Consider the following 20,216-nt stretch of genomic DNA (forward strand, 5'->3'; position numbering starts at 1 on the left):
GAGAGAAACGATGAGCAAACAGCAAATCGGTGTGGCCGGTCTTGCCGTCATGGGTAAAAACCTGGCTATGAATATGGAAAGCAAAGGCTTCGCAGTCGCTTTATATAACCGTTCGCCGGAAAAAACGAAAGAACTGCTCGCCGAAGCCGAAGGGAAAAACTTCGTCGGCACATTCAGCATCGAGGAGTTTGTGCAGTCCCTGGAAACACCACGCAAAATTATGATGATGGTCAAAGCCGGCGGACCGACAGACGCACTGATCGAGCAGCTCGTTCCGCATCTGGAAGAGGGGGACATCCTGATTGACGGCGGGAACGCCTTCTTCCCGGATACCGAGCGCAGATATCGGGAGCTTCAGGCGAAGGGCATCCGCTTCATCGGAGCCGGAGTATCCGGCGGCGAAGAAGGTGCCCTGAAAGGACCGGCCATTATGCCTGGCGGCCAGAAGGACGCTTACGAGCTCGTTGAACCGATCCTTACGGCCATCTCAGCCAAAGTCAATGGAGATCCTTGCTCGACGTACATCGGTGAAGGGGGATCCGGCCATTACGTGAAAATGGTCCATAACGGCATTGAGTATGGCGACATGCAGCTGATCGGCGAAGCCTATCACCTGCTGAAGGATGTGCTGGGACTCGGAACGGAAGAGCTGCACGACATTTTCACTGAGTGGAACCGTGGCGAGCTGGACAGCTACCTGATCGAGATTACGGCTGATATTTTCTCCAAGAAGGATCCCGACACCGGCAAACCGATGGTTGACGTCATTCTGGATGCGGCGGGACAAAAGGGAACAGGTAAATGGACGAGCCAGAGCTCGCTGGATCTCGGCGTACCGCTGTCCATCGTGACCGAATCGGTATTTGCCCGCTTCTTGTCCGCGATGAAGGAAGAGCGTGTGGAGGCGAGCAAAATCCTGAAAGGGCCGCACACCGCTCCATATGAAGGCGATGAGCGGGAGTTCGTGGAAGCCGTACGCAAGGCGCTGTACGCCAGCAAAATCTGTTCGTACGCCCAAGGCTTCGCGCAGCTCCGTGCCGCATCCGAAGAGTTTAACTGGAATCTGAACTTCGGCAGCATTGCGATGATTTTCCGAGGCGGCTGCATTATCCGCGCCCGTTTCCTGGAAAACATCAAGCAGGCTTACGACAAAAATCCGGAACTGAAGAATCTTCTTCTGGACGATTACTTCGGCTGGGTCGTTACCAACTACCAGGATGCTTGGAGAAACGTTGTGGCCGTTGCCATGCAGCGCGGCATTCCGGTTCCGGCCTTCGCTTCCGCACTGGCTTATTACGACAGCTACCGTACGGAGCGTCTGCCGGCCAACCTGCTGCAAGCGCAGCGCGACTATTTTGGCGCGCATACGTTCCAGCGTGTCGACAAAGAAGGCACCTTCCATTTCCAATGGATCGAGTCCGAAGAATAATCGGTTAGTGTATTAAAGAAAGCGTGTCGATGCGAGAGCATCGGCACGCTTTTTTTGTTTAGCTATAAGAACGTTTAGGCGGCAGACGTATTTGATCAGCGAAGGGAACTCCTAGTCATCGAGTGGGCCGGTGTCATAAACGATTTGTCCTCGATCATCATATCCGGTAAACCGCATTGGCGGGTATTGCGGCTCATCCAAAAGCACATACCAGTATACGGTGCCGTCGGATGTTGAGATCAATTGGGCTTCGGTCTTTACTTTGCGTGTCTCTACGATGACGGTTCGGATATCCTTGTTATTGACCGTTCCGACAAACATCGGACTAAGCTCGTTTAAGTTGCAGTAACTCCAATCTATATCCTGCTCAAGCTTGATATCCGAGTTTGTTCCGACGATCCAGGTCCAACTTTGACGCTTGTGCTTCAGCAGGCCAACATTGTATTGGTGGTCATTTCTATAGAAAACCACCGTATGCTTATTGTCTGGATCAAAGGTTTTTAAAATGTCGTCATAAGGAATGTCGGATTCGTTCATTGCTTCTTCGATCGTAGATGGGGAATGGGAACAGCCCGCAATCAGTACGAAACATAACAGGATGAGCCATCTGATTTTCATTCGTCACATCCTTCACCAGAGATCACAGCGTACGGGTACTTTTCACTTCAATAGTAAGACGCAGTATTTCGTGGTTTGGTTGGAGCGGTAAATACATATTTTTGCTTAGGCATCCGATTTCTGCGCTCCCATCATCTCCACAATACACGAAATCGCCCTAGATGCCGCTGGGGAGCATTTCTTAAAGGACACCGCGGCTAGAGCAATGGACCTCGAAGCTTCCGGGGACAGCGGCCGGACCACCAGCCCTGCGGGAGCTGAAGCAAGGATCGTTTCCGGCAGGATGCTGACGCCGAGTCCGCTACGCACCATCGCCATGATGGCGTGGTCGTCCTCAAGCTCAAATCGCACGCGGGGAGCCGCTCGTTGTCCGTCAAACCACGCTCTCACATCCGTATCGCAGCCTTTGGCAGGCATAATAAACGGTTCATCCGCAATATCCTCCAGCGATATCGCAGATTTCATGCCTTGTTTATGGCCTGCCGGAAGAACGCACATCATCAGATCCCGTATGAGCGTCCTCGTTTCCAGGCCATGCGAAGAAGGCATATTCACGAATCCAAAGTCTGCAGTCCCATCGGCAATCCAGCGCTCGATATCGTGATAATGCCCGTCGAGCAGCCTGATTTCGATCTGCGGGTACTTCTGCTGGAAACGGTGAAGAATATCCGGCAGCCAATGGATCGATATGCTGGTGAATGTTCCAATGGTGACGGTTCCCCGCAGCAGCCCCTTGATCTGATCCGCCTCCTGCAGCATGTTTTCATGAAGTTGGAGCATTTCCTTCATATATCCCCACAACCGTTCTCCGTCATGGGACAGCCGGACGCCAGACCGGCCCCGGGCAAGGATTTGGATGCCCAATTCCTGCTCCAGGCTGATGATGGCACGGCTTACTGCCGACTGTGTTAAGCTCAACTGTTCCGCCGCTTTGGTCAGGTTTCCGGTTTCGACGACTTTTCCGAGAATTTCGTATTTCGCCAAGGTCATTTTCAAACACTCCCGCCATGAAAAATAATCATTACAACCATTTTAAACATTCATTTTATTTATTGTAAGAGTCTCGGTATAATTCAGATAAAAAACGGATAAGGGGAGAACAGGGATGGGAGCTATAGCAAAAACGCCGCAACCGCCGTACTATGCGGTTATTTTTACTTCGGAAATGTCCGAAGGAGAGAACAGAGGGTACGGGAAAATGGGAGATAAGATGGTCGAGATCGCATCGAAACAGCCGGGTTTTCTCGGAGTCGAAAGCGTTCGGGGAACGGATGGGATCGGAATTACCGTCTCGTATTGGGAGTCGCTTGAGGCAATCAAGGCCTGGAAAGAAAATTCCCTGCACAGGGTGGCTCAGGACAAAGGGAAAACCGCGTGGTACGCACGGTTCGGTTTGCGGGTGAGCAAGGTCGAGAGGGACGATTTTATGAATATCTAAGCCTAAACGAGCCCGAGTCTGAAGGGGAGCCCCCATTTCATGAACACTCATAACTAAAATGTATGATTACGCGGTAAAAATATATTTTTAATATGCAGCGGACTAACATACAATGAATTTAATTAAGCGACAGAGTACGAATGGGGGGATTCAAATGGGGAAACAATTTCCGGCCATGCTGCCTGAGCATATGGACTTTATACGCAAGCAGCACATGTTTTTCGTTGGTACGGCACCGTTATCACAGGAAGGACACGTCAACTTGTCCCCAAAAGGGTATAACACGTTCCGAATCTTGTCCGAGCGCCGGGTCGCGTATCTGGACTTGACCGGAAGCGGCAATGAAACCAGTGCCCACTTGGATGAAAACGGCCGGATCACGATTATGTTCTGCGCGTTTGAAGGGCCAGCGAACATCATGCGGCTGTACGGAACCGGGGCGGTGGTTTTACCGGAAAGCAGCGAGTGGGAGACGTTATACCCTTTGTTTGATCCGATGCTCGGGGCCAGGCAGATTATAACGATCGATGTGCATAAAGTACAGACGTCCTGCGGTTATGCGGTCCCCTTCATGACCTATGAAAAGGAGCGGGATACACTTCAACGGTGGGCGGAGCATAAAGGTGAACAGGGCCTGCACGACTACTGGCAGGAGAAAAACAGTAGCACGATCGACGGCCTGCCGACTCCTTTAGGAAAACGGTTGGGACGATAGTCATTGTAAAAGAAGCCGTATGATCAAAATAACCGATAACGAAAAACAAGCCGGGAAGGATCCGGGCTTGTTTTTTTGTATAGGCAGCGTCGTTGTATCGGGCTTGTGAAAAGGGGGTGGGGAGCATCTCACCAATTTTTTTCTTATCCAGCAATCAATCTGCAAGGTCGTCGCCAGAGGGCAAGCTAAGCACAGGCACACCCAGAAAACGGGAAATCGCCAGCGCGCAGGCACCCATGACGCAGGATTTCCGCCCCATGCCGGACAGTGTGATCTCCCGGTAATGGCTGATTTGCGAGTGGAGTTGGTTTTGAATACTCTGCAGTGAATTGGGAATTACGCGCAGGAGCTCGCTATCGATGACGACGACGTCCGGATTGTACATATTGATGACATTGTTCAACCCGATCGACAGGTAATAGATGAATTGATTCAGGGCATCAAGTACTTGTGCGTCGCCTTCGGCAATACGCCGGCCAATCCATTCATAATTCGAGGCTTCGTCAGGTTCGGCCGCGAGGATGTTCCGAAGCACACTGGTCTCCGAAGCATACTTCTCCCAACACCCGCGGTTGCCGCATGCACAGGGCTCCCCGCCGGGAACGACGATCATATGTCCGATCTCGCCGGCAAAGCCTTCATGACCGCGAAAGAACTTGCCATCCATGATCATGCCGAGTCCGATGCCGGAATATAGCGTCACGCAGAGCAGGTTGTCGGTCGTATGGTGAGCGTACGCACGTTCTGCAAAAGCGCTGAGGTTCGCATTATTTTCCAAATGGATGACCGTACCGACTGCGCGCTCCAGGTCCTGCTTCAAGTCAACATCCTGCCATTGGAAACGGGGCACGAATTTGATTTTCTCTTCATTGGATACGAGGCCGTGGACGGCCAATACAATGCCGACCATTCCGTAGCGGCTGCCCGCGCATTGGCTTTGATATCGGCGGATCGAGGAGGCAAGCAGCTGCACGATATCCTTATAGGTCTTAGCTTGGATCGGAATGATGTCCGTTGCAACCGGTTGGCCGGTTAAATCGGATAGCATGAATGTCGCTTGTCCTGCGTCCAGGTCAATGCCGAGCGCATATCCAGCCTGGGCATTCAGGGAGAGCATGATCGGCTTGCGTCCAACGGGATTATGCTCCAGCTCGGTTTCGACGACCAGCTCTTCTTCCAGCAAATCCGCTACCTGCGCCGAGATCGTAGCCCGGGTCAGGGCCGTGATCTTGGACAGATCCGCTCTGGAAATCTTTCCTTCCTTCAAAATTTCCCGTATAATCAACGCCCGGTTGATCTTTTTAATATATGAGGCGTCACCCGTTACCATTTGTTTCCTCCAATTTCTGAACATAATAACAATTCAGCATAAACCATTTTGTAGCACGGAACAGCCCCTCCCGCTCTGAAATTACCCGATTGACAAAGACGTAGGGAGTTGGTACAGTACGAATATATTTTGTAAGTTTAATAAACAAATTAATTTTTGTAAAGGGTTTCACCATTCTATTGATCCTTGGAGAGGAGAACAGGATGAGCCATTTTCTCGATTCGGAATTTTTGCTTGATACCCCTGCAGCGGTTCGGTTATATGAAAAGGCGGCTGCTGATTTGCCGATTTTCGATTTTCACTGCCATTTGGATCCGAAGGAAGTATGGGAGAACAAGCCTTGGGCCAACATTACGCAGCTATGGCTGGGAGGCGACCATTATAAGTGGCGCACGATGCGGATGCATGGCATCGGAGAGCATCTCATCACCGGTGAGGCGGAGGATTGGGATAAGTTTATGGCCTGGGCGGAGACGGTTCCATACCTGATCGGTAACCCGCTGTACCATTGGACGCATTTGGAGCTCAAGAACGTATTCGGCATCGAACAAATCCTGAGCCCGGCCACGGCCAGCGACATCTGGGAGGCATGCAACGCCAAGCTGCAGCAGCCCGATTTCCTGCCGAGGGCGCTGATCGCCAGAGCCCGGGTGAAATTCATCGGCACGACCGACGATCCGCTGTCCCCGCTGGAATACCACGAGCGGCTGGCAGCTGACGACAGCTTCCAAACCATCATCGCACCGACGTTCAGACCGGACGGAGCGCTGTATATCGAGCGGCCCACTTACACTGAATGGGTGCGTAAGCTCGGGGAGATTACAGGTCAACCCATCAATTCCCTGGATGCTTTCTTGAATGCGCTTCAGCAGTGCGTGGATTACTTCGATGAGCATGGCGGACGCGCATCCGACCACGATATTCCGCACCTGGATTTCGCAGATGTCACGAAGGAAGAAATCAACCCTGTCTTTACTAAAAGAATGAATGGTGAAGATCTGTCAGGCACTGAAATTAACGCATACCGCTCTTTCCTGCTGAAGGAGCTCGGCAAAATGTACGCCGGCAAGCAGTGGGTCATGCAGCTGCATATGGGCGCGCTGCGCAACACCAATACAAAGATGAAAAACCGCATTGGTGCGGATACCGGTTTTGACTCTGTGGGAGAAACAAACCTTGCGCAGGGTTTGGCCCGCTTCCTTGATGCGCTGGATCAGGAGGACGCCCTGCCGAGAACGGTGCTGTTCAATTTGAATCCGAAAGACAATGCCGTCTTGGCCGCAATGACGGGCAACTTTTATGAGGAAGGCGTACCTGGTAAAGTCCAGTTCGGGTCTGGCTGGTGGTTTAACGATCATATAGATGGTATGGAAAAGCAGATGAAGGACCTGGCGAATGTTGGACTGCTCAGCCATTTTATCGGCATGCTGACCGATTCGCGCAGCTTCCTGTCCTATGCAAGGCACGTATACTTTCGGCGTATTCTTTGCAATCTTCTCGGCACTTGGGTGGAGAAGGGGCTCGTGCCGGATGATATGGAGGCTCTGGAACGGATGGTTCGAAACATCGGTTACGGCAACGCCGAAGCCTATTTCATGAAACGATAGCGGGGAAGGGGAAAACGCATGGGTATTTTGCAGGAGCTTTTGAAGGATATTCCGATTCCGAAAATGGCTAAGGTCAACGTCCAGTTCAACGCTGAACAGATCGTGGACTTGGGCGGCGACCTTGGGGCCAAGCTGCGTCGGCCGCATATCCTGGAGAAGATTAAGCCCGGCATGGAAATTGCGATCGCTGTCGGCAGCCGGGGTCTTGACCGCATCGTGGAATTAACCGCTGTGACCGTTAAAGCATTGAAGGAAGCGGGGGCCAAGCCGTTTATCGTGCCAAGCATGGGCAGCCACGGAGGTGCCACGGCGGAAGGACAGCGGGAGGTGCTGGCGCATTTGGGCGTTACGGAGGAGAGCGCCGGCTGCGAAATCCGCTCGTCGATGGAAGTCGTTCAGCTCGGCACGCTTCCGAACGGTCTTCCGGTGTATTTGGACAAATACGCCGCAGCGGCGGACGGCATCGTCGTCATTAACCGGATCAAGCCGCATACGGCTTTTCGGGGACCGGTAGAGAGCGGCATCATGAAAATGATCAGCATCGGCCTTGGCAAGCAAAAGGGGGCGGAGGCCTGCCACCAGCTAGGGTTTAAATATATGGCCGAGAATGTCCCGGCCATGGCCAATATGATCATGGAGAAGAAGCCGGTTCTGTTCGGCGTAGCTACGATCGAAAATGCGTTTGACAAGGTTTCGGTCGTTGAGGTCCTAACACCGGAGGAAATTATCGACAAGGAACCGCAGCTGCAGATCCAGGCCAAGGAACTGCTGCCTAGGCTGTTTTTTGACCAGCTGGAAGTGCTGATTATTGACGAGATCGGCAAAAACATCAGCGGCGACGGCATGGATCCGAACATCACGGGCCGGTATCCGACGCCATATGCGCATGGTGGGCCGGATGTCAACAAAATGGTCGTCCTGGATCTGACCCCGCAATCGGAGGGAAACGCAAACGGCGTGGGCACGGCGGACTTTACGACGCAGCGGCTCGTTGACAAGATGGATTTGGAGGTTACGTATGCCAACGGGCTGACGTCCACCGTCGTTGCGCCGACAAAGATCGCCACCACGCTGCCAAATGACAAGGAAGCGATTCAGGCGGCGGTAAAAACGAGCAATGTGCTGGATTTTAACCAGGCGAAGATCGTCCGGATCAAAAATACGCTCGTTCTGAGCCAAATCGAGGTGTCCGAGGCGCTGTTTGAATATGTGAAGCAGCATCCGCAAATGGAGCTGGCCTCGGAGCCGTATGATCTGACTTTTGACGAGCACGGAAATTTACCGAAAACGGAGGGGAGACACTAGATGACGGGTTTGTTTGATTTATCGGGGAAAACGGCGGTAGCGGTCGGCGGTAACAGCGTGCTCGGCTCGGCGATTGCCGAGGGCTTCGCCGAACACGGCGCCAAGGTGGCGATCGTAGGCCGGAACCTGGACAAAGCGGAGGAGGTCGTGAGCGCCATCCGGAGCCAAGGCGGCGAAGCCAAAGCATTTCAGGCGGATGTCGGTTCTCGGGAGTCTCTGGTCCAAGCGGCCGCAGATATCGAAGCATGGTCAGGCGGATGGGATATTCTGCTTAATGCTCCTGGCACGAACAGCACGACGCCCTTTTTCGAGCTTGAGATGGAAGAATGGGACAACATTATGGACGTGAACCTGAAGGGCATCGTGCTTACCTGCCAAATTTTCGCCAAGCGCATGGTCGAGCAGAAGCGCAAGGGCAGCATCATCAACATCTCGTCAGTGTCCTCAACGACACCGCTCTCCAAGGTGTTTACGTATTCCGTGTCCAAAGCCGGATTGAACAGCGTCACCCAATTCCTGGCTCGGGAGCTTGCGCCGGAGGGGATCCGTGTGAACGCGATCATTCCAGGATTCTTCCCGGCTGTGCAGAACCAGAAAATATTAAGCCCGGAACGGGTGGAATCGATCATGCGGCACACGCCAATGAACCGCTTTGGTACGCCGGATGAATTAAAAGGGGCTGCGATCCTGCTTGCATCGGATCAGGCGTCAAGCTTTATCACCGGCTCGCTGCTCCGGGTAGACGGCGGATTTGGCAGCATGACGATCTAAGATCATACGGGAAGGAGGCATGAGTGTGCTCACCGAAAAATATGAGAAACTACAGTCTATCCTGCGGGAGCTAAATTCGGTCGTGGTTGCGTTTTCGGGAGGGGTGGACAGCACTTTTCTGCTTAAAGCGGCTGTCGATACGCTCGGTCCCGATCAGGTGCTGGCGGTGACCGCGGATTCGGAAACGTATCCGTCGACGGAGCTTGCGGAGGCGAGGGAGCTGGCCGAATGGATCGGAGCGCGGCATCAGGTCATTGAAACCTCCGAACTGGCCATTCCCGGATATGCCGAAAACACGAAAAACCGCTGCTATTTTTGCAAAAGCAGTCTCTTCGACCACTTGGTCCCCGTACTGACGGAGCAATCCTATAAAAATATCGTTTACGGCGTCATTGCCGATGACATGAATGAATTCCGGCCCGGCATGCAGGCGGCGAAGGAAAGGGGCATTCGCGGGCCGCTGCTGGAAGCCGGACTCTATAAGGCAGAAATCCGCGAGCTGTCCAGAGGATTCAGCCTGCCCACTTGGGATAAGCCATCCTTTGCCTGCTTGTCCTCAAGAATCGCTTACGGGGAACGGATCACCAAGGAGAAGCTGAGCAAGGTCGAAAAAGCGGAGGCCTATTTGAAATCGCTCGGCATCCGCCAGGTTCGGGTGCGTACGCACCAGGATACGGCCCGGATCGAAGTGGAACCGAAGGACATGCAAATCGTTCTGGAGCATCACTCGCAAATTTCCGGCAGGCTGCAGGAGTACGGCTACAAATACGTAACACTTGACCTGGTGGGTTATCAGAGCGGCAGCATGAACAAAATTTTGGCATAACGAAAGCTCTGGAGGAGGATGAGAACTTTGCTGGACGACGTTCTGGAGCAAGTGCGCAGTGGAGCCCTGAGCGTGGCGGAAGCCAAGGCGCGGTTGTCGGCATTTGAAGATCTTGGCTTTGCCAAGGTAGACCACCAGCGCAGTAAACGCCAGGGTTTCCCCGAGATCGTGTATGGGGAAGGCAAAACGGCGGATCATATCATTTCCATCACCAGCGCTCTGCAAGCCCGTGGCAGCAGCGTTCTGGTTACACGTGTGGACAAGGAAAAAGCCGAGACGGTGCTGCGGGCTTGCCCGGATTACATATATCACGAGACGGCAAGGGTTTTGTATTGGAAAAAGGAAGAAATACATGCTGACGATCCGCAAGGGTATATCGCCGTAATTGCGGCAGGAACCTCGGACCTGAGCGTGGCGGAGGAGGCGGCTGTGACCGCCGAAGTGCTTGGCAGCACGGTCCATCGGATATATGATGTGGGCGTTGCGGGGATCCACCGCTTGTTCAGCCATCTAGAAGAGATTCAGCACGCGACAGTCTCCGTCGTGGTGGCCGGGATGGAAGGAGCGCTTCCCAGCGTCGTCGGCGGCCTGGTCTCCCATCCGGTTATCGCGGTGCCGACCAGCGTCGGGTACGGAGCGCATTTCCAAGGCTTGTCGGCGCTGCTCACCATGCTGAATTCATGCGCCTCAGGTATCAGTGTGGTGAATATCGACAACGGATTCGGCGGGGGTTATAACGCCGCGCTGATCCATCAGCTTGTACATAGAGGGGGGCAACGGATTGAAAACACTATACCTTGACTGCTTTTCCGGCATCAGCGGAGACATGTTCATCGGGGCGCTGCTGGATGCCGGCGGCGATGCGCAGCGGATGCAGAAGGAGCTGCAAAAGTTAAACATCGAAGAAGAATATACGCTGCAGTGGAGCAAGGTGAACAAAAACGGGATCACCGCGACCAAATTTGATGTGCATTTGCAAGAAGCGCAAGAGAAGGGTCCTGTCCATTCCCATGAGGATCATCTCGCAGTGGATGGCTCCGGCGAAGTTCATCACGGGCATGATGGAGCGCATCTCCACAGCCATAGCCATGAACACAATCACGAACAAAATGATGGGCATGATCACAGCCACGAACATGTGCACGATAACCATCACGACCACGCTCACGATCCTCATGAGCATATCCACCATCATCATGCCCATGATGACCATGACCACGACCATGCTCATCACAAGCATAGCCATAATCATCACCATCATAGCCATGAACATTCGCATAGTCACAGCCATCATCACCATCATCACCGGGCTTACAAGGATATCGTCCAAATGATTGATGCGGCCGGCTTTGAGGAGCAGGTACGCGACACGGCACTCCGTATTTTCAAATTGATCGGGGAAGCTGAGGGAAAGATACACGGGGTTCCGTTAGACGAAGTTCATTTTCACGAAGTAGGCGCCGTAGACTCCATCGTCGATATTGTCGGCGCCTCGATTTTGATCCATCAAATGGGCATTGAAGCGATCCATTCCTCGCCGGTACCGGTCGGTATGGGCAAAATCCGGATCGACCACGGCATTTATCCGGTGCCGGCACCTGCGACCCTGGAGATTTTGAAGGGGGTGCCGCTGGAAGCGTCGGACGTCCGCTTTGAACTGACAACACCGACGGGTGCGGCGATTGTATCGGTGCTGGCGCAGCAGTACGGACCTATTCCGTCCATAAAGGTGTCCGCTATCGGTTATGGAGCAGGGACTAAAACGTTTGCCGACCGGCCGAACGTGCTGCGTGTCATCGTGGGCGAATAACGCTCTGGAGCCGAAAGGAGCCTGTCTTATGAAATCTGAGCTGCCCCCAAATCATGAACATGTCGATCACGACATGGTGAAGATGGAAGTCAATTACGACGATATTTCGGGTGAATGGCTGGGCTACGTGATGGAGCTTCTCCTCGAAAATGGCGCAAACGACGTGTTCTATACGCCCATTTATATGAAGAAAAACCGGCCGGGAACGATGCTTCAGCTGCTATGCACCAAAGAAAAGATCGACCGGATGAAAGAAATCATCTTTCGTGAGACGACCACGCTCGGCATTCGGTATTATCCCCTAACGGTGCATCGTCTGGAACGAATGTTTACTCAGGTCCCTACGGAATGGGGAGCCGTTACCGTAAAACTGGGCATTCATAACGGAGTGACCGTCCAATGCGCTCCGGAGTTCGAGGATTGCAAACGTATAGCCCAAGAGAACAGTATTCCGATAAAGTCCGTTTACGAACAAGTGTGGAAATCTGTCGGGTTCCTGCCTGCCAAGTTATAAATGCTCCCAATCTCCTTTTATTGGTAATTCCCCCATACGTTCTCTAGCATTTCCGCATAGCTTAGTAGAGAACTGGACATGAAAGCTTCCCGAAAGGGAAGTTTTCGTTTGTCTGATCGAGAAAGGAGAATGAAGATGGGGAGAAGAACGATTCAGGAACTTCAATCCGGCTACAAAACAGGCTCATGGACGACGCAGGACATCACGAAGTATTATTTGAAACGGATTAAAAAGAAAGAGCCTGTACTGAATTCATATATTACGGTAGCCAAGGATCGGGCAACGGGAGAAGCCAAGCGGCTTGAAGCCAAATCCTCTGCGGGAGAGCAGACCGGTCTCCTGTACGGAATTCCGCTTTCATATAAGGATAATATCGATACCAGAGGTATCCGCACCACTTACGGCTCCTCGATTGACGCCAACCACGTACCAGACAAGAATGCTGCCATCGTTCAGCGGCTGCTGCTGCAGGATTCAATCCTGCTGGGTAAAAACAATCTGCATGAATATGCCCTCGGTGTCACCTCAAATAACCCGCATTACGGACCTGTGCACAATCCTTGGAATCATGAATACACGCCGGGAGGCTCCAGCGGCGGATCAGCCGCGGCAGTAGCCGCTGATTTGACGGTAGCTGCCATCGGCACCGATACGGGCGGCTCCGTCCGGATCCCAGCCGCATCCTGTGGCGTTGTCGGGTTAAAACCTACGTACAACAAAGTACCTACCGAGGGCGTATTTTACGTTTCTTGGACACTGGATCATGTGGGACCGATCACGGCCAATATGACCGACTTGGCTGTCCTGTTCGGTGCCATGACGAAGCAGTCCTACCTGCCATATCTGAATCAAGACATCCGGGGACTACGCGTCGGCGTGCCGACCAGTTATTTTAACGAGCACATCGACCCGGAAACCTATGCATTGTATCTTCAGTCACTTGAGTCGCTTGAGTCGCTCGGTGCCATTTTGATCGATACGGACGTCTCCTTTGTGGAGGGGAACAGCGAAGTATCGCTGATAATCGCGGCGTCAGAAGCCGGTTATGTCCACAAGAGCCGGATGGAATGCTGCATAGCGCAATACGGAACGGATGCGAGAGCTTTTTTGGAATCGTCCCGGGATATCACCTCCCTGCAGTATATTGAGGCGCTCAAGACAAAAGAGATGTACATGAACACGTTTAACCAACTGTTCCATGAACGCATCGATGTGTTGGCCACACCGACGATCCCGATCCCTGCGCGGAAAATTGGCGTGGACGAAGTCCGGTTTGGCGATTATACGGAAAGTGTCTTTGACGCGATGACCCGTTATACGGGGTTGTTCAACATGGTGGAGGTTCCCGCTTTATCCGTCCCGTGCGGACTGACAAGCGAAGGCCTTCCCGTAGGATTGCAGCTCGTGGCCGGAAAGGATCGAGAAGACTTGCTGATTCGCGCCGGATACGCCTACGAGCAGGACCAGCTGAAGGAATTCTACCGTCTGCGAGATCAGATATGCGCAGGATATTAATTAAGTACCTTGAGAGGAACACTGTCTGCACTGCCGTGCAGCGGTGTTCCTTTCTTATTTTCTGTTCATCCGCTAGGCCGGAGAAATTAGAGAACTCTCGTTTACCGAATTTTTCAAGCTGTTCTGACCATACTAAAAACATGTATCGAAGAAACTTCAAAGTAGCCAGACCGCGTTTAGAGGAAGTTTTTAGTGCAATATAAGAAGGCGATTCAACGAAGCCATGACTGTTCTTATATCTAACTAAAATGTATATTGATGTACCTTCAAAGAAGTCGGACCACGTTTAGCGGAAATTTTTAGTGCGATATAAGGGAGATGGCTCTCGGAAGCCTACACAATTTTATATCTAACTAAAAACATGTATCGAAGAAACTTCAAAGTAGCCAGACCGCGTTTAGAGGAAGTTTTTAATGCGATATAAGGGGGGCGATTCAACGAAGCCATGACTGTTCTTATATCTAACTAAAAACATGTATCGAAGAAACTTCTAGGAAGCCAACCCGCATATAGCGGAAATTTTTATTTTGCCACCAGTATGGACTTTTGCCGGTTGGGGGTGTGGACATGCAAACCAATGAAAAGGTCATCTTCTCGGATCATTTACAAGAAAATATATCTCATCTTAAACAGCGGTATGCGGATTGCTTTGATGTCGTGTTCCACGACTTCAACTGCGGCCAAACGCCTGCGGTCATCGTCTACTTTATGGGTTTGACCGACAGCGATATGATTAACCGGTACATACTCGAACCCACGCTGAAACAGATATCCAAAGACGGAGGCACCACCCTGGGGGATTTTTGCAAATGCTTGCCGGTGTCCTCGTATACCATGATCCAAACGATGGATCAAGCATTGATGGAGATTGGTGACGGTAATGTCGTCATGCTGATGGATGGGGAAGACCGGGCCATCTCTCTGTATCTGGCAAAATGGGAGCAGCGCTCGATCACGGAACCTGAGGCGGAATCCGTCGTCAGAGGCCCGCGCGAAGGGTTTATCGAAACGCTGATGGTCAATGTATCCATGATCCGCCGGAAGCTGAAGTCGCCCGACTTGAAGATGAAATCGATCCGGATCGGACGGTTTTCCCAGACCGAAGTTGTCGTCGCTTTCGTGAGTGGAATCATCGAATCCTCGCTGGTCACTGAAATCGAAAGCCGTCTTACCCGCATTGACATCGACGGAATCTTGGAAAGCGGGATGATTGAGGAGCTTATCGAGGATAATCCATATTCGCCCTTTCCGCAATTACAGACGACGGAGCGGCCGGACGTGGTAGCGGCCAATCTGCTTGAAGGCAAAGCGGCCATACTCGTAGAAGGAACTCCCATTGCCTTGATTGCTCCAGCAACGATTTTTACCTTTCTGCAATCGCCGGAAGATCATTACCAGCGCTATTACATCGGGACAGCCATCCGCTGGCTGCGATATTTTTTCACGTTCATTGCTCTCATCGGGCCCTCATTCTATGTCGCTATCGTTACCTATCATCAGGAGATGATTCCTACGACGCTGCTGCTTAATATGACCAAATCGAGGGAGCAAATACCGTTCCCGGCTCTGGTCGAAGCGCTGCTGATGGAAATCACGTTCGAAGCCCTGAGAGAAGCCGGGGTCAGACTGCCTAAGCAGATTGGCGCCGCGGTCAGCATCGTGGGAGCGCTGGTCATTGGTCAGGCGGCTATTGCCGCCGGCCTCGTCTCTTCGCCGATGGTCATGGTCGTAGCGATCACCGGTATCTCCTCGTTTCTGATTCCCCATTTCGCCTTTGGCATATCGATCCGGCTGCTTCGGTTTCCCATGATGCTGCTGGCAGGTTTTATGGGCTTTTTCGGACTGATGATGGGGCTCACCTTAATCCTGACGCATCTGTTCGCGCTTCGTTCGTTTGGCGTTCCTTATGTTTCGCTGTCAACCGCCACCCGTCTCAGCCAGCTGAAGGACATCCTGGTCCGCGTCCCATCTTGGAAAATGAATACAAGGCCGCGAACCGGCGTTTGGAACAGGTATCGCCAAGGTGCTAACCAGCGCCCAGGACCCGGCCGGGGAGGCCGCGGAAGATGACAAGCGCAAGACTTGCCGCTGCATTTCTTCTGTGTACGATAATTCCATTCATTTCAGGGTGCTGGGACCGCACCGAAGTGAACGATCTGGCTTTAATTATGGCCGCTGGGATGGATGCCGCGCCAAACGGAAAGGTAGAGCTCTCCGTGCAGGTATACACGCCCAACCAGTCCAGAACGAGCAGCGACGGCGAGATGATGAACAGTGGAAACAAAGGAGATATGGTTATCGTGAAAAGCGCCATCGGGACGGATTTGGCGGATGCGGCCCAACGGCTGCAGGAGGAAATGCCCCGCAAAGTCTTTTGGGGCCACAGCGAAGTATTTATCGCCGGGGAGGAGCTCGCCAAGAGGGGAATATTGGACCAGGTCGATTTCCTCTTTCGCCATCCTCAGCCAAGGGAGCATGCTTATTTTTTTGTCAGCAAGGGCAGGGCTAAGAACATTCTGAGCATAAACACGCGGATGGAGCGGGACAGCGCTGAAACCCTTCGCGAGTTGACCGTTCTATCGGGGGGGATGGGGCTGACGCTAAAAGATTTGAGCGGGATGCTGACAGGGCGGTCGAAGGCTCTCGTTGTTCCCCTGGTTGGACGAAAGGAGGAAGCTGGAGGCAGCAATACTTATCCGTACATTAACGGGGCAGCGGTTTTAATCAAGGGGAAGATGACAGGCCAATATCAAGGGGAGGCCAAACGGTACGTTCAGATCATCCGCAACGAGCTGGAATCAACGACGGTAACGTTTCCTATACAGGAGATTAAGGGCAAGGGCGGGGGCGTTATGTCCGTCCGGCTAATCAAATGCCATACGAAATTAATCCCGACGATTCGCAGAAATCAATGGAGTATTCTGGTCCGGATTCATGGTGAAGCAAGTGTGCTTCAGAATGAGAGCCATGTCAATGTGATGCTGCCCAATGAATTGCCCCGATTGGAACAGCAGCTGAACAAAGAAATCGAGTCCAAGGTGAAAGAGACGTTTCGGCAGATCCAGGATGAGACCCACGCCGATATTTTTGGTACGGGCGATGCGTTTTGGCGAAAATATCCGAAACGTTGGACCAAGGAACAGTCCCGATGGGACGAGATTTTCCCGGAAGTCAGTGTCTACGCCGATTCTGCTGTGAACATAAAATCGCCTGGTTTTGCCGGAAAAAGCTATAAATGAGGGATAAGCGATGTTCGTTCTAAAGCTGCTAGGCATTACGCTGCTCTCTGCGGCCGTGTTTCTATATGATTTTTCGATTGTAGACCCCAAGAAGAAGAAGGAACGGGCAGCGATTGCCGTTATTACTTGCGCAGGGTGGGTGGTGGCGGTCCTGCTGCTGTTTGCTCCCGGCTTGCCCGGTCCGACCGAATGGATCAACCAAGTGACGAAACCGATTTGGATTATTTTTTATCCCGAGGGCTAGAAGGGGGGCGGCGGTATGGACAAGGAGAAAGTTTCGAATCTTCAGCTGTGCTTGATGATGTACCTGATGATCGGCGGGACCTCCATCCTCGTCGTGCCTTCCTTTACAGCGATGTATGCCAAGCAGGACATGTGGATATCGCCGATCATAGGCTCTGTTTTCGGTTTCTTCAACGTCACCGTAGCTTGGCTTCTGCATCGAAGGAATCCGGGACTAACTTTGATCGAGCAGGCGCAGCGGCTTTTTGGAAAATGGATGGGAAGCATTCTGGGGATAGTCTTCCTCTTATTCCAAATCGACGCGATTGGCTTGATTACCCGGGAATATGCCGAATTTATCGTACAGGCGTTTCTGCCCAAAACCCCGCTGGTCATGATTATCGGGTGCATTGTTTTGACATGCTCATTCGCTGTACGGTCCGGCGTTGAAGTGATCGGACGATTCGCACAGATTTTCGGTCCCATTTTTTTGTGCTTCGTCCTGGCGATTTTTCTGTTTCTTCTAGCGGAATACAACTATTCCAATATGCTCCCCGTTCTGGGGACCGGAGTCATGCCTTCGCTCAAAGGATCACTGGAGCCTTCCGTCTGGTTCATGGAGTTCATCTTCATTTCATCGGTCTACCCGTCCGTCCGACAAGGTGGCAACGGCCTCAAGGGTGGGCTGTTTGCCGTACTCCTAATGATGATCACGATGGTCATCACGAATTTTACTTGTTTGTTTTTGTTTGGGGAATCGACGGCCAACCTCACATTCCCGTTCCTGTCTGCTTCGCGCTTTGTGAATATCGCCGATTTCTTCTCCCATGTAGAAGCCATCGTGATGGCGCTTTGGATCCTTGGCGGCTTTGTACAAATCTCGATGTGGTATTATACGCTTGCTCTGGGGACGGCCCAATGGATGAAGATGACGGATTTCCGTCCGCTGGTATTTCCGGTTGGCCTGCTGATCGGCGTGTTTAGCATTTGGGTTGCGAAAAATTTTCAGCAAATGCTGCAGTATTTTCCCACTGGGGGAACGGGCAGTTCCATCATCACGTTGCTGCTGCTGCCGATCCTTTTCCTCCTGGTCAGCCTTGTTCGCGGAAGCGGAACTCGGAACTAAACTTTTTTTACAATTCTTCGCAAAGAGATGTCGATTCGGGAATATCTCTCTCGTCGTCTTATATAGGCAGCGTTATAATGCTGTATAAGACGATAAGGAGATGAAGTTATGAAATATCTATGTTTAGGTTACCTTGAGCCGGAGCTGATGGATGCCAGACCTCAGGAGGAAATCAACGGAGTGATGCAGGAGTGCAAGCCCCATCTTGAACACTTGTATCAAAGCGGGAAGGTGCTTCTAGATGCCGGGCTGGACAAGGTCGCGACGACCCTGCAGCGCAAGAACGGAAAGCTGAGAATTCTGGACGGTCCGTTTACCGAATCAAAGGAGCTGATTGGCAGCGCGTTTTTGATCGAGGCTGAGGATCTGGACGAGGCGGCCCGAGTGGCATCGCTTCATCCGGCCGTTCAGGTGAGTGCTGGCGAATCGTTTGGCTGGCGTATCGAAATTCGCCCCGTTCATCATTTTGAATCGTTCAGCCCAGAGGGCTAACCGTCGTTTTGCTTTATCTTTGATGTAATTTCACTGTTACAAAAACGGCACCCGCGACCGAAACTGCAGCCAGCACCGCCGCAAACATCGAGGCACCCAGAGAAATGCCGGTCATATCGATCAAAAATCCTGTTCCGATCGGCAGCAATGCGGCAGGTACGTATCCACCGATATTCAGTACCGCATTAGCCTCGGCGCGGTGATGTGCCGGGACATGCACGCTGATCAGCGTCAGTCCTCCGAGCTGCCCCAATCCCTGTCCTGCTCCTGCGGATATCGCGGCCAGAACAAGGAACGCGGGTGCCGAATAAATGACAGCAGAAACCAGGCATATCATAGACAAAAGGGTTGCCGCGCTTCCCAGGAGAAACAGGCTGCGAACCGGCAGTCTTTTGACAACGATTTGTATCCCCGTCGCCGCCAAGAACATGATACAGGCCGTTCCTCCAGCCACGAAGGGACTGGTCACATGAAGCAGCTTGGACAGCAGCGACGGACCCAGCGACAGCACAAAGGAGGTCGAGGTAATGCCCGGGGCAAATGCGGATATTCCCAAAGCTAGATGCAGACGGTTATGCTCAGGAACTGACGGGAAACGCAGTTTCCATTCTTCATGTGCAGGATGCCGCCGGGAGGGGAGACGGGCTGCCACCACAAAGGCTGTTGCCAAAATGATAAATTGAACGAGAAACACCGGCATAACAGGATGTGTAAGAAATTGGGCCATCATTCCGGCCAGCAGTGGCCCAAGTCCTGCTCCGAGGACCATAGCCATGGAGGCTGCAAGGGAAGCCAGCTGTTTCTTGCTGTGGCCGCCGGAGTCCACAACCGCCGCCATGCCGGCGGAGACGATGACACCGACGGCGATGCCTGTCAGCAGCCGCGCCGCGAGCAGCATGCCGACCGAATCGGCCGAAGCAAACAGCGCACAAGCGGCCACCGCTGCTAAAAGACCCGGGAACAGTACAGCCTTGCGTCCGAAGCGGTCCGATAATTGGCCGGCTGCGAGCAGGGTGCCAAGCAAGCCAATGATATATGCCGCAAAAATGACCGTCAGGGTTCCGTTCGTGAATCCCATCGCCGTCTGCCATTGTACATACAACGGCGTCGCTGAATTGGACAGCATGAATACGGCTGTTACGATCCAGGCGGTAGTCCAGATGCGGCTTGTTGATATGCGGGATTCCTCCGATGCCTGTGGAATTTCCGCGTTTTTTGCATGATCGATCAAGGTAATCTCCTCCTTTTCAAACAACCCT

20 protein-coding genes are annotated in these 20,216 nt (G+C 52.6%); 16 read left to right on the forward strand and 4 right to left on the reverse strand.

The window, feature by feature from the left end:
- The first annotated feature begins 10 nt into the window (after positions 1-10).
- On the forward strand, positions 11-1,429 hold the full coding sequence (gene gnd / locus FHS19_RS06680) for an NADP-dependent phosphogluconate dehydrogenase (protein ID WP_183580374.1): 1,419 nt from the start codon (positions 11-13) through the stop codon (positions 1,427-1,429).
- 111 nt (positions 1,430-1,540) lie between these two features.
- On the opposite strand, the gene FHS19_RS06685 is transcribed toward gnd, so the two are convergent.
- A complete protein-coding gene (locus FHS19_RS06685) occupies positions 1,541-2,047 on the reverse strand; it encodes a hypothetical protein (RefSeq protein ID WP_183580376.1) in 507 nt (168 codons plus the stop codon).
- Positions 2,048-2,152: 105 nt separating this feature from the next.
- Entirely contained in the window at positions 2,153-3,037 is an 885-nt protein-coding gene (locus FHS19_RS06690; RefSeq protein WP_183580382.1) for a LysR family transcriptional regulator, read from the reverse strand.
- A 115-nt stretch (positions 3,038-3,152) separates the two neighbouring features.
- Between FHS19_RS06690 and FHS19_RS06695 the strand changes: the two genes are divergently transcribed.
- Together FHS19_RS06695 and FHS19_RS06700 are read left to right on the forward strand one after the other, a co-directional pair.
- Complete coding sequence (locus FHS19_RS06695; protein WP_183580384.1) at positions 3,153-3,485, forward strand: antibiotic biosynthesis monooxygenase family protein; 333 nt, start codon at positions 3,153-3,155, stop codon at positions 3,483-3,485.
- A gap of 154 nt (positions 3,486-3,639) precedes the next feature.
- Positions 3,640-4,200 (forward strand): pyridoxamine 5'-phosphate oxidase family protein, encoded by a 561-nt coding sequence (locus FHS19_RS06700; protein WP_183580385.1) that lies wholly within the window; start codon positions 3,640-3,642, stop codon positions 4,198-4,200.
- Positions 4,201-4,354: 154 nt separating this feature from the next.
- Here FHS19_RS06700 and FHS19_RS06705 read toward each other — a convergent pair whose 3' ends face one another.
- Positions 4,355-5,530: an ROK family protein gene (locus FHS19_RS06705; RefSeq protein WP_183580387.1), complete on the reverse strand. Its 1,176-nt coding sequence runs from the start codon at positions 5,528-5,530 to the stop codon at positions 4,355-4,357.
- Positions 5,531-5,733: 203 nt separating this feature from the next.
- On the opposite strand from FHS19_RS06705, the gene uxaC reads away from it, so the two are divergent.
- From uxaC to FHS19_RS06770, 13 genes are all read left to right on the forward strand, one after another.
- Complete coding sequence (gene uxaC, locus FHS19_RS06710; RefSeq protein ID WP_183580400.1) at positions 5,734-7,137, forward strand: glucuronate isomerase; 1,404 nt, start codon at positions 5,734-5,736, stop codon at positions 7,135-7,137.
- 18 nt (positions 7,138-7,155) lie between these two features.
- Entirely contained in the window at positions 7,156-8,442 is a 1,287-nt protein-coding gene (locus tag FHS19_RS06715) for a nickel pincer cofactor-dependent isomerase, group 22 (protein ID WP_183580403.1), read from the forward strand.
- A complete protein-coding gene (locus FHS19_RS06720) occupies positions 8,443-9,213 on the forward strand; it encodes an SDR family oxidoreductase (RefSeq protein WP_183580406.1) in 771 nt (256 codons plus the stop codon).
- Between the two features lie 25 nt (positions 9,214-9,238).
- Positions 9,239-10,039, forward strand: a complete 801-nt coding sequence (gene larE, locus FHS19_RS06725) for an ATP-dependent sacrificial sulfur transferase LarE (RefSeq protein ID WP_183580409.1) — start codon at positions 9,239-9,241, stop codon at positions 10,037-10,039.
- Positions 10,040-10,066: 27 nt separating this feature from the next.
- The gene (gene larB, locus FHS19_RS06730; protein WP_183581481.1) at positions 10,067-10,840 is read left to right on the forward strand and encodes a nickel pincer cofactor biosynthesis protein LarB; all 774 of its coding nucleotides are present in this window, start codon (positions 10,067-10,069) and stop codon (positions 10,838-10,840) included.
- Positions 10,821-11,849 (forward strand): nickel pincer cofactor biosynthesis protein LarC, encoded by a 1,029-nt coding sequence (larC, locus tag FHS19_RS35240; RefSeq protein WP_183580412.1) that lies wholly within the window; start codon positions 10,821-10,823, stop codon positions 11,847-11,849. The genes larB and larC overlap by 20 nt, the downstream gene beginning before the upstream one ends.
- A 28-nt stretch (positions 11,850-11,877) precedes the next feature.
- On the forward strand, positions 11,878-12,363 hold the full coding sequence (gene larC2 / locus FHS19_RS35245) for a nickel pincer cofactor biosynthesis protein LarC2 (protein WP_183580414.1): 486 nt from the start codon (positions 11,878-11,880) through the stop codon (positions 12,361-12,363).
- Positions 12,364-12,498: 135 nt separating this feature from the next.
- Positions 12,499-13,878, forward strand: coding sequence for an amidase (locus tag FHS19_RS06745; RefSeq protein ID WP_183580417.1), 1,380 nt, complete (start codon positions 12,499-12,501; stop codon positions 13,876-13,878).
- Positions 13,879-14,445: 567 nt separating this feature from the next.
- On the forward strand, positions 14,446-15,948 hold the full coding sequence (locus FHS19_RS06750) for a spore germination protein (RefSeq protein ID WP_183580419.1): 1,503 nt from the start codon (positions 14,446-14,448) through the stop codon (positions 15,946-15,948).
- Complete coding sequence (locus FHS19_RS06755; protein WP_183580422.1) at positions 15,945-17,117, forward strand: Ger(x)C family spore germination protein; 1,173 nt, start codon at positions 15,945-15,947, stop codon at positions 17,115-17,117. Before FHS19_RS06750 ends, FHS19_RS06755 begins: the two co-directional genes overlap by 4 nt.
- 10 nt (positions 17,118-17,127) lie before the next feature.
- Positions 17,128-17,361 carry a hypothetical protein gene (locus FHS19_RS06760; RefSeq protein WP_183580425.1) on the forward strand — a complete coding sequence of 78 codons (234 nt, stop codon included), beginning with the start codon at positions 17,128-17,130 and terminating at the stop codon, positions 17,359-17,361.
- 15 nt (positions 17,362-17,376) lie between these two features.
- A complete protein-coding gene (locus FHS19_RS06765; RefSeq protein ID WP_183580428.1) occupies positions 17,377-18,465 on the forward strand; it encodes a GerAB/ArcD/ProY family transporter in 1,089 nt (362 codons plus the stop codon).
- A 108-nt stretch (positions 18,466-18,573) separates the two neighbouring features.
- A complete protein-coding gene (locus FHS19_RS06770; RefSeq protein WP_183580431.1) occupies positions 18,574-18,957 on the forward strand; it encodes a YciI family protein in 384 nt (127 codons plus the stop codon).
- A gap of 13 nt (positions 18,958-18,970) precedes the next feature.
- Here FHS19_RS06770 and FHS19_RS06775 read toward each other — a convergent pair whose 3' ends face one another.
- A complete protein-coding gene (locus FHS19_RS06775) occupies positions 18,971-20,188 on the reverse strand; it encodes an MFS transporter (RefSeq protein WP_183580434.1) in 1,218 nt (405 codons plus the stop codon).
- Positions 20,189-20,216: the final 28 nt, after the last annotated feature.

Origin of the sequence: Paenibacillus rhizosphaerae, from assembly GCF_014192015.1 — a bacterium.
GTDB lineage: Bacteria > Bacillota > Bacilli > Paenibacillales > Paenibacillaceae > Paenibacillus_AQ > Paenibacillus_AQ rhizosphaerae.

Excerpts from the sequence above, each read along its gene's own strand:
- FHS19_RS06745 (WP_183580417.1), top strand. The coding sequence starts at position 12,499 with ATGGGGAGAAGAACGATTCAGGAACTTCAATCCGGCTACAAAACAGGC.
- FHS19_RS06720 (WP_183580406.1), top strand. The coding sequence starts at position 8,443 with ATGACGGGTTTGTTTGATTTATCGGGGAAAACGGCGGTAGCGGTCGGC.
- FHS19_RS06770 (WP_183580431.1), top strand. The coding sequence starts at position 18,574 with ATGAAATATCTATGTTTAGGTTACCTTGAGCCGGAGCTGATGGATGCC.
- gnd (WP_183580374.1), top strand. The coding sequence starts at position 11 with ATGAGCAAACAGCAAATCGGTGTGGCCGGTCTTGCCGTCATGGGTAAA.
- FHS19_RS06760 (WP_183580425.1), top strand. The coding sequence starts at position 17,128 with ATGTTCGTTCTAAAGCTGCTAGGCATTACGCTGCTCTCTGCGGCCGTG.
- FHS19_RS06695 (WP_183580384.1), top strand. The coding sequence starts at position 3,153 with ATGGGAGCTATAGCAAAAACGCCGCAACCGCCGTACTATGCGGTTATT.
- FHS19_RS06700 (WP_183580385.1), top strand. The coding sequence starts at position 3,640 with ATGGGGAAACAATTTCCGGCCATGCTGCCTGAGCATATGGACTTTATA.
- FHS19_RS06685 (WP_183580376.1), bottom strand. The coding sequence starts at position 2,047 with ATGAAAATCAGATGGCTCATCCTGTTATGTTTCGTACTGATTGCGGGC.
- FHS19_RS06750 (WP_183580419.1), top strand. The coding sequence starts at position 14,446 with ATGCAAACCAATGAAAAGGTCATCTTCTCGGATCATTTACAAGAAAAT.
- FHS19_RS06705 (WP_183580387.1), bottom strand. The coding sequence starts at position 5,530 with ATGGTAACGGGTGACGCCTCATATATTAAAAAGATCAACCGGGCGTTG.
- FHS19_RS06755 (WP_183580422.1), top strand. The coding sequence starts at position 15,945 with ATGACAAGCGCAAGACTTGCCGCTGCATTTCTTCTGTGTACGATAATT.
- FHS19_RS06765 (WP_183580428.1), top strand. The coding sequence starts at position 17,377 with ATGGACAAGGAGAAAGTTTCGAATCTTCAGCTGTGCTTGATGATGTAC.
- larC2 (WP_183580414.1), top strand. The coding sequence starts at position 11,878 with ATGAAATCTGAGCTGCCCCCAAATCATGAACATGTCGATCACGACATG.
- FHS19_RS06715 (WP_183580403.1), top strand. The coding sequence starts at position 7,156 with ATGGGTATTTTGCAGGAGCTTTTGAAGGATATTCCGATTCCGAAAATG.
- FHS19_RS06690 (WP_183580382.1), bottom strand. The coding sequence starts at position 3,037 with ATGACCTTGGCGAAATACGAAATTCTCGGAAAAGTCGTCGAAACCGGA.
- uxaC (WP_183580400.1), top strand. The coding sequence starts at position 5,734 with ATGAGCCATTTTCTCGATTCGGAATTTTTGCTTGATACCCCTGCAGCG.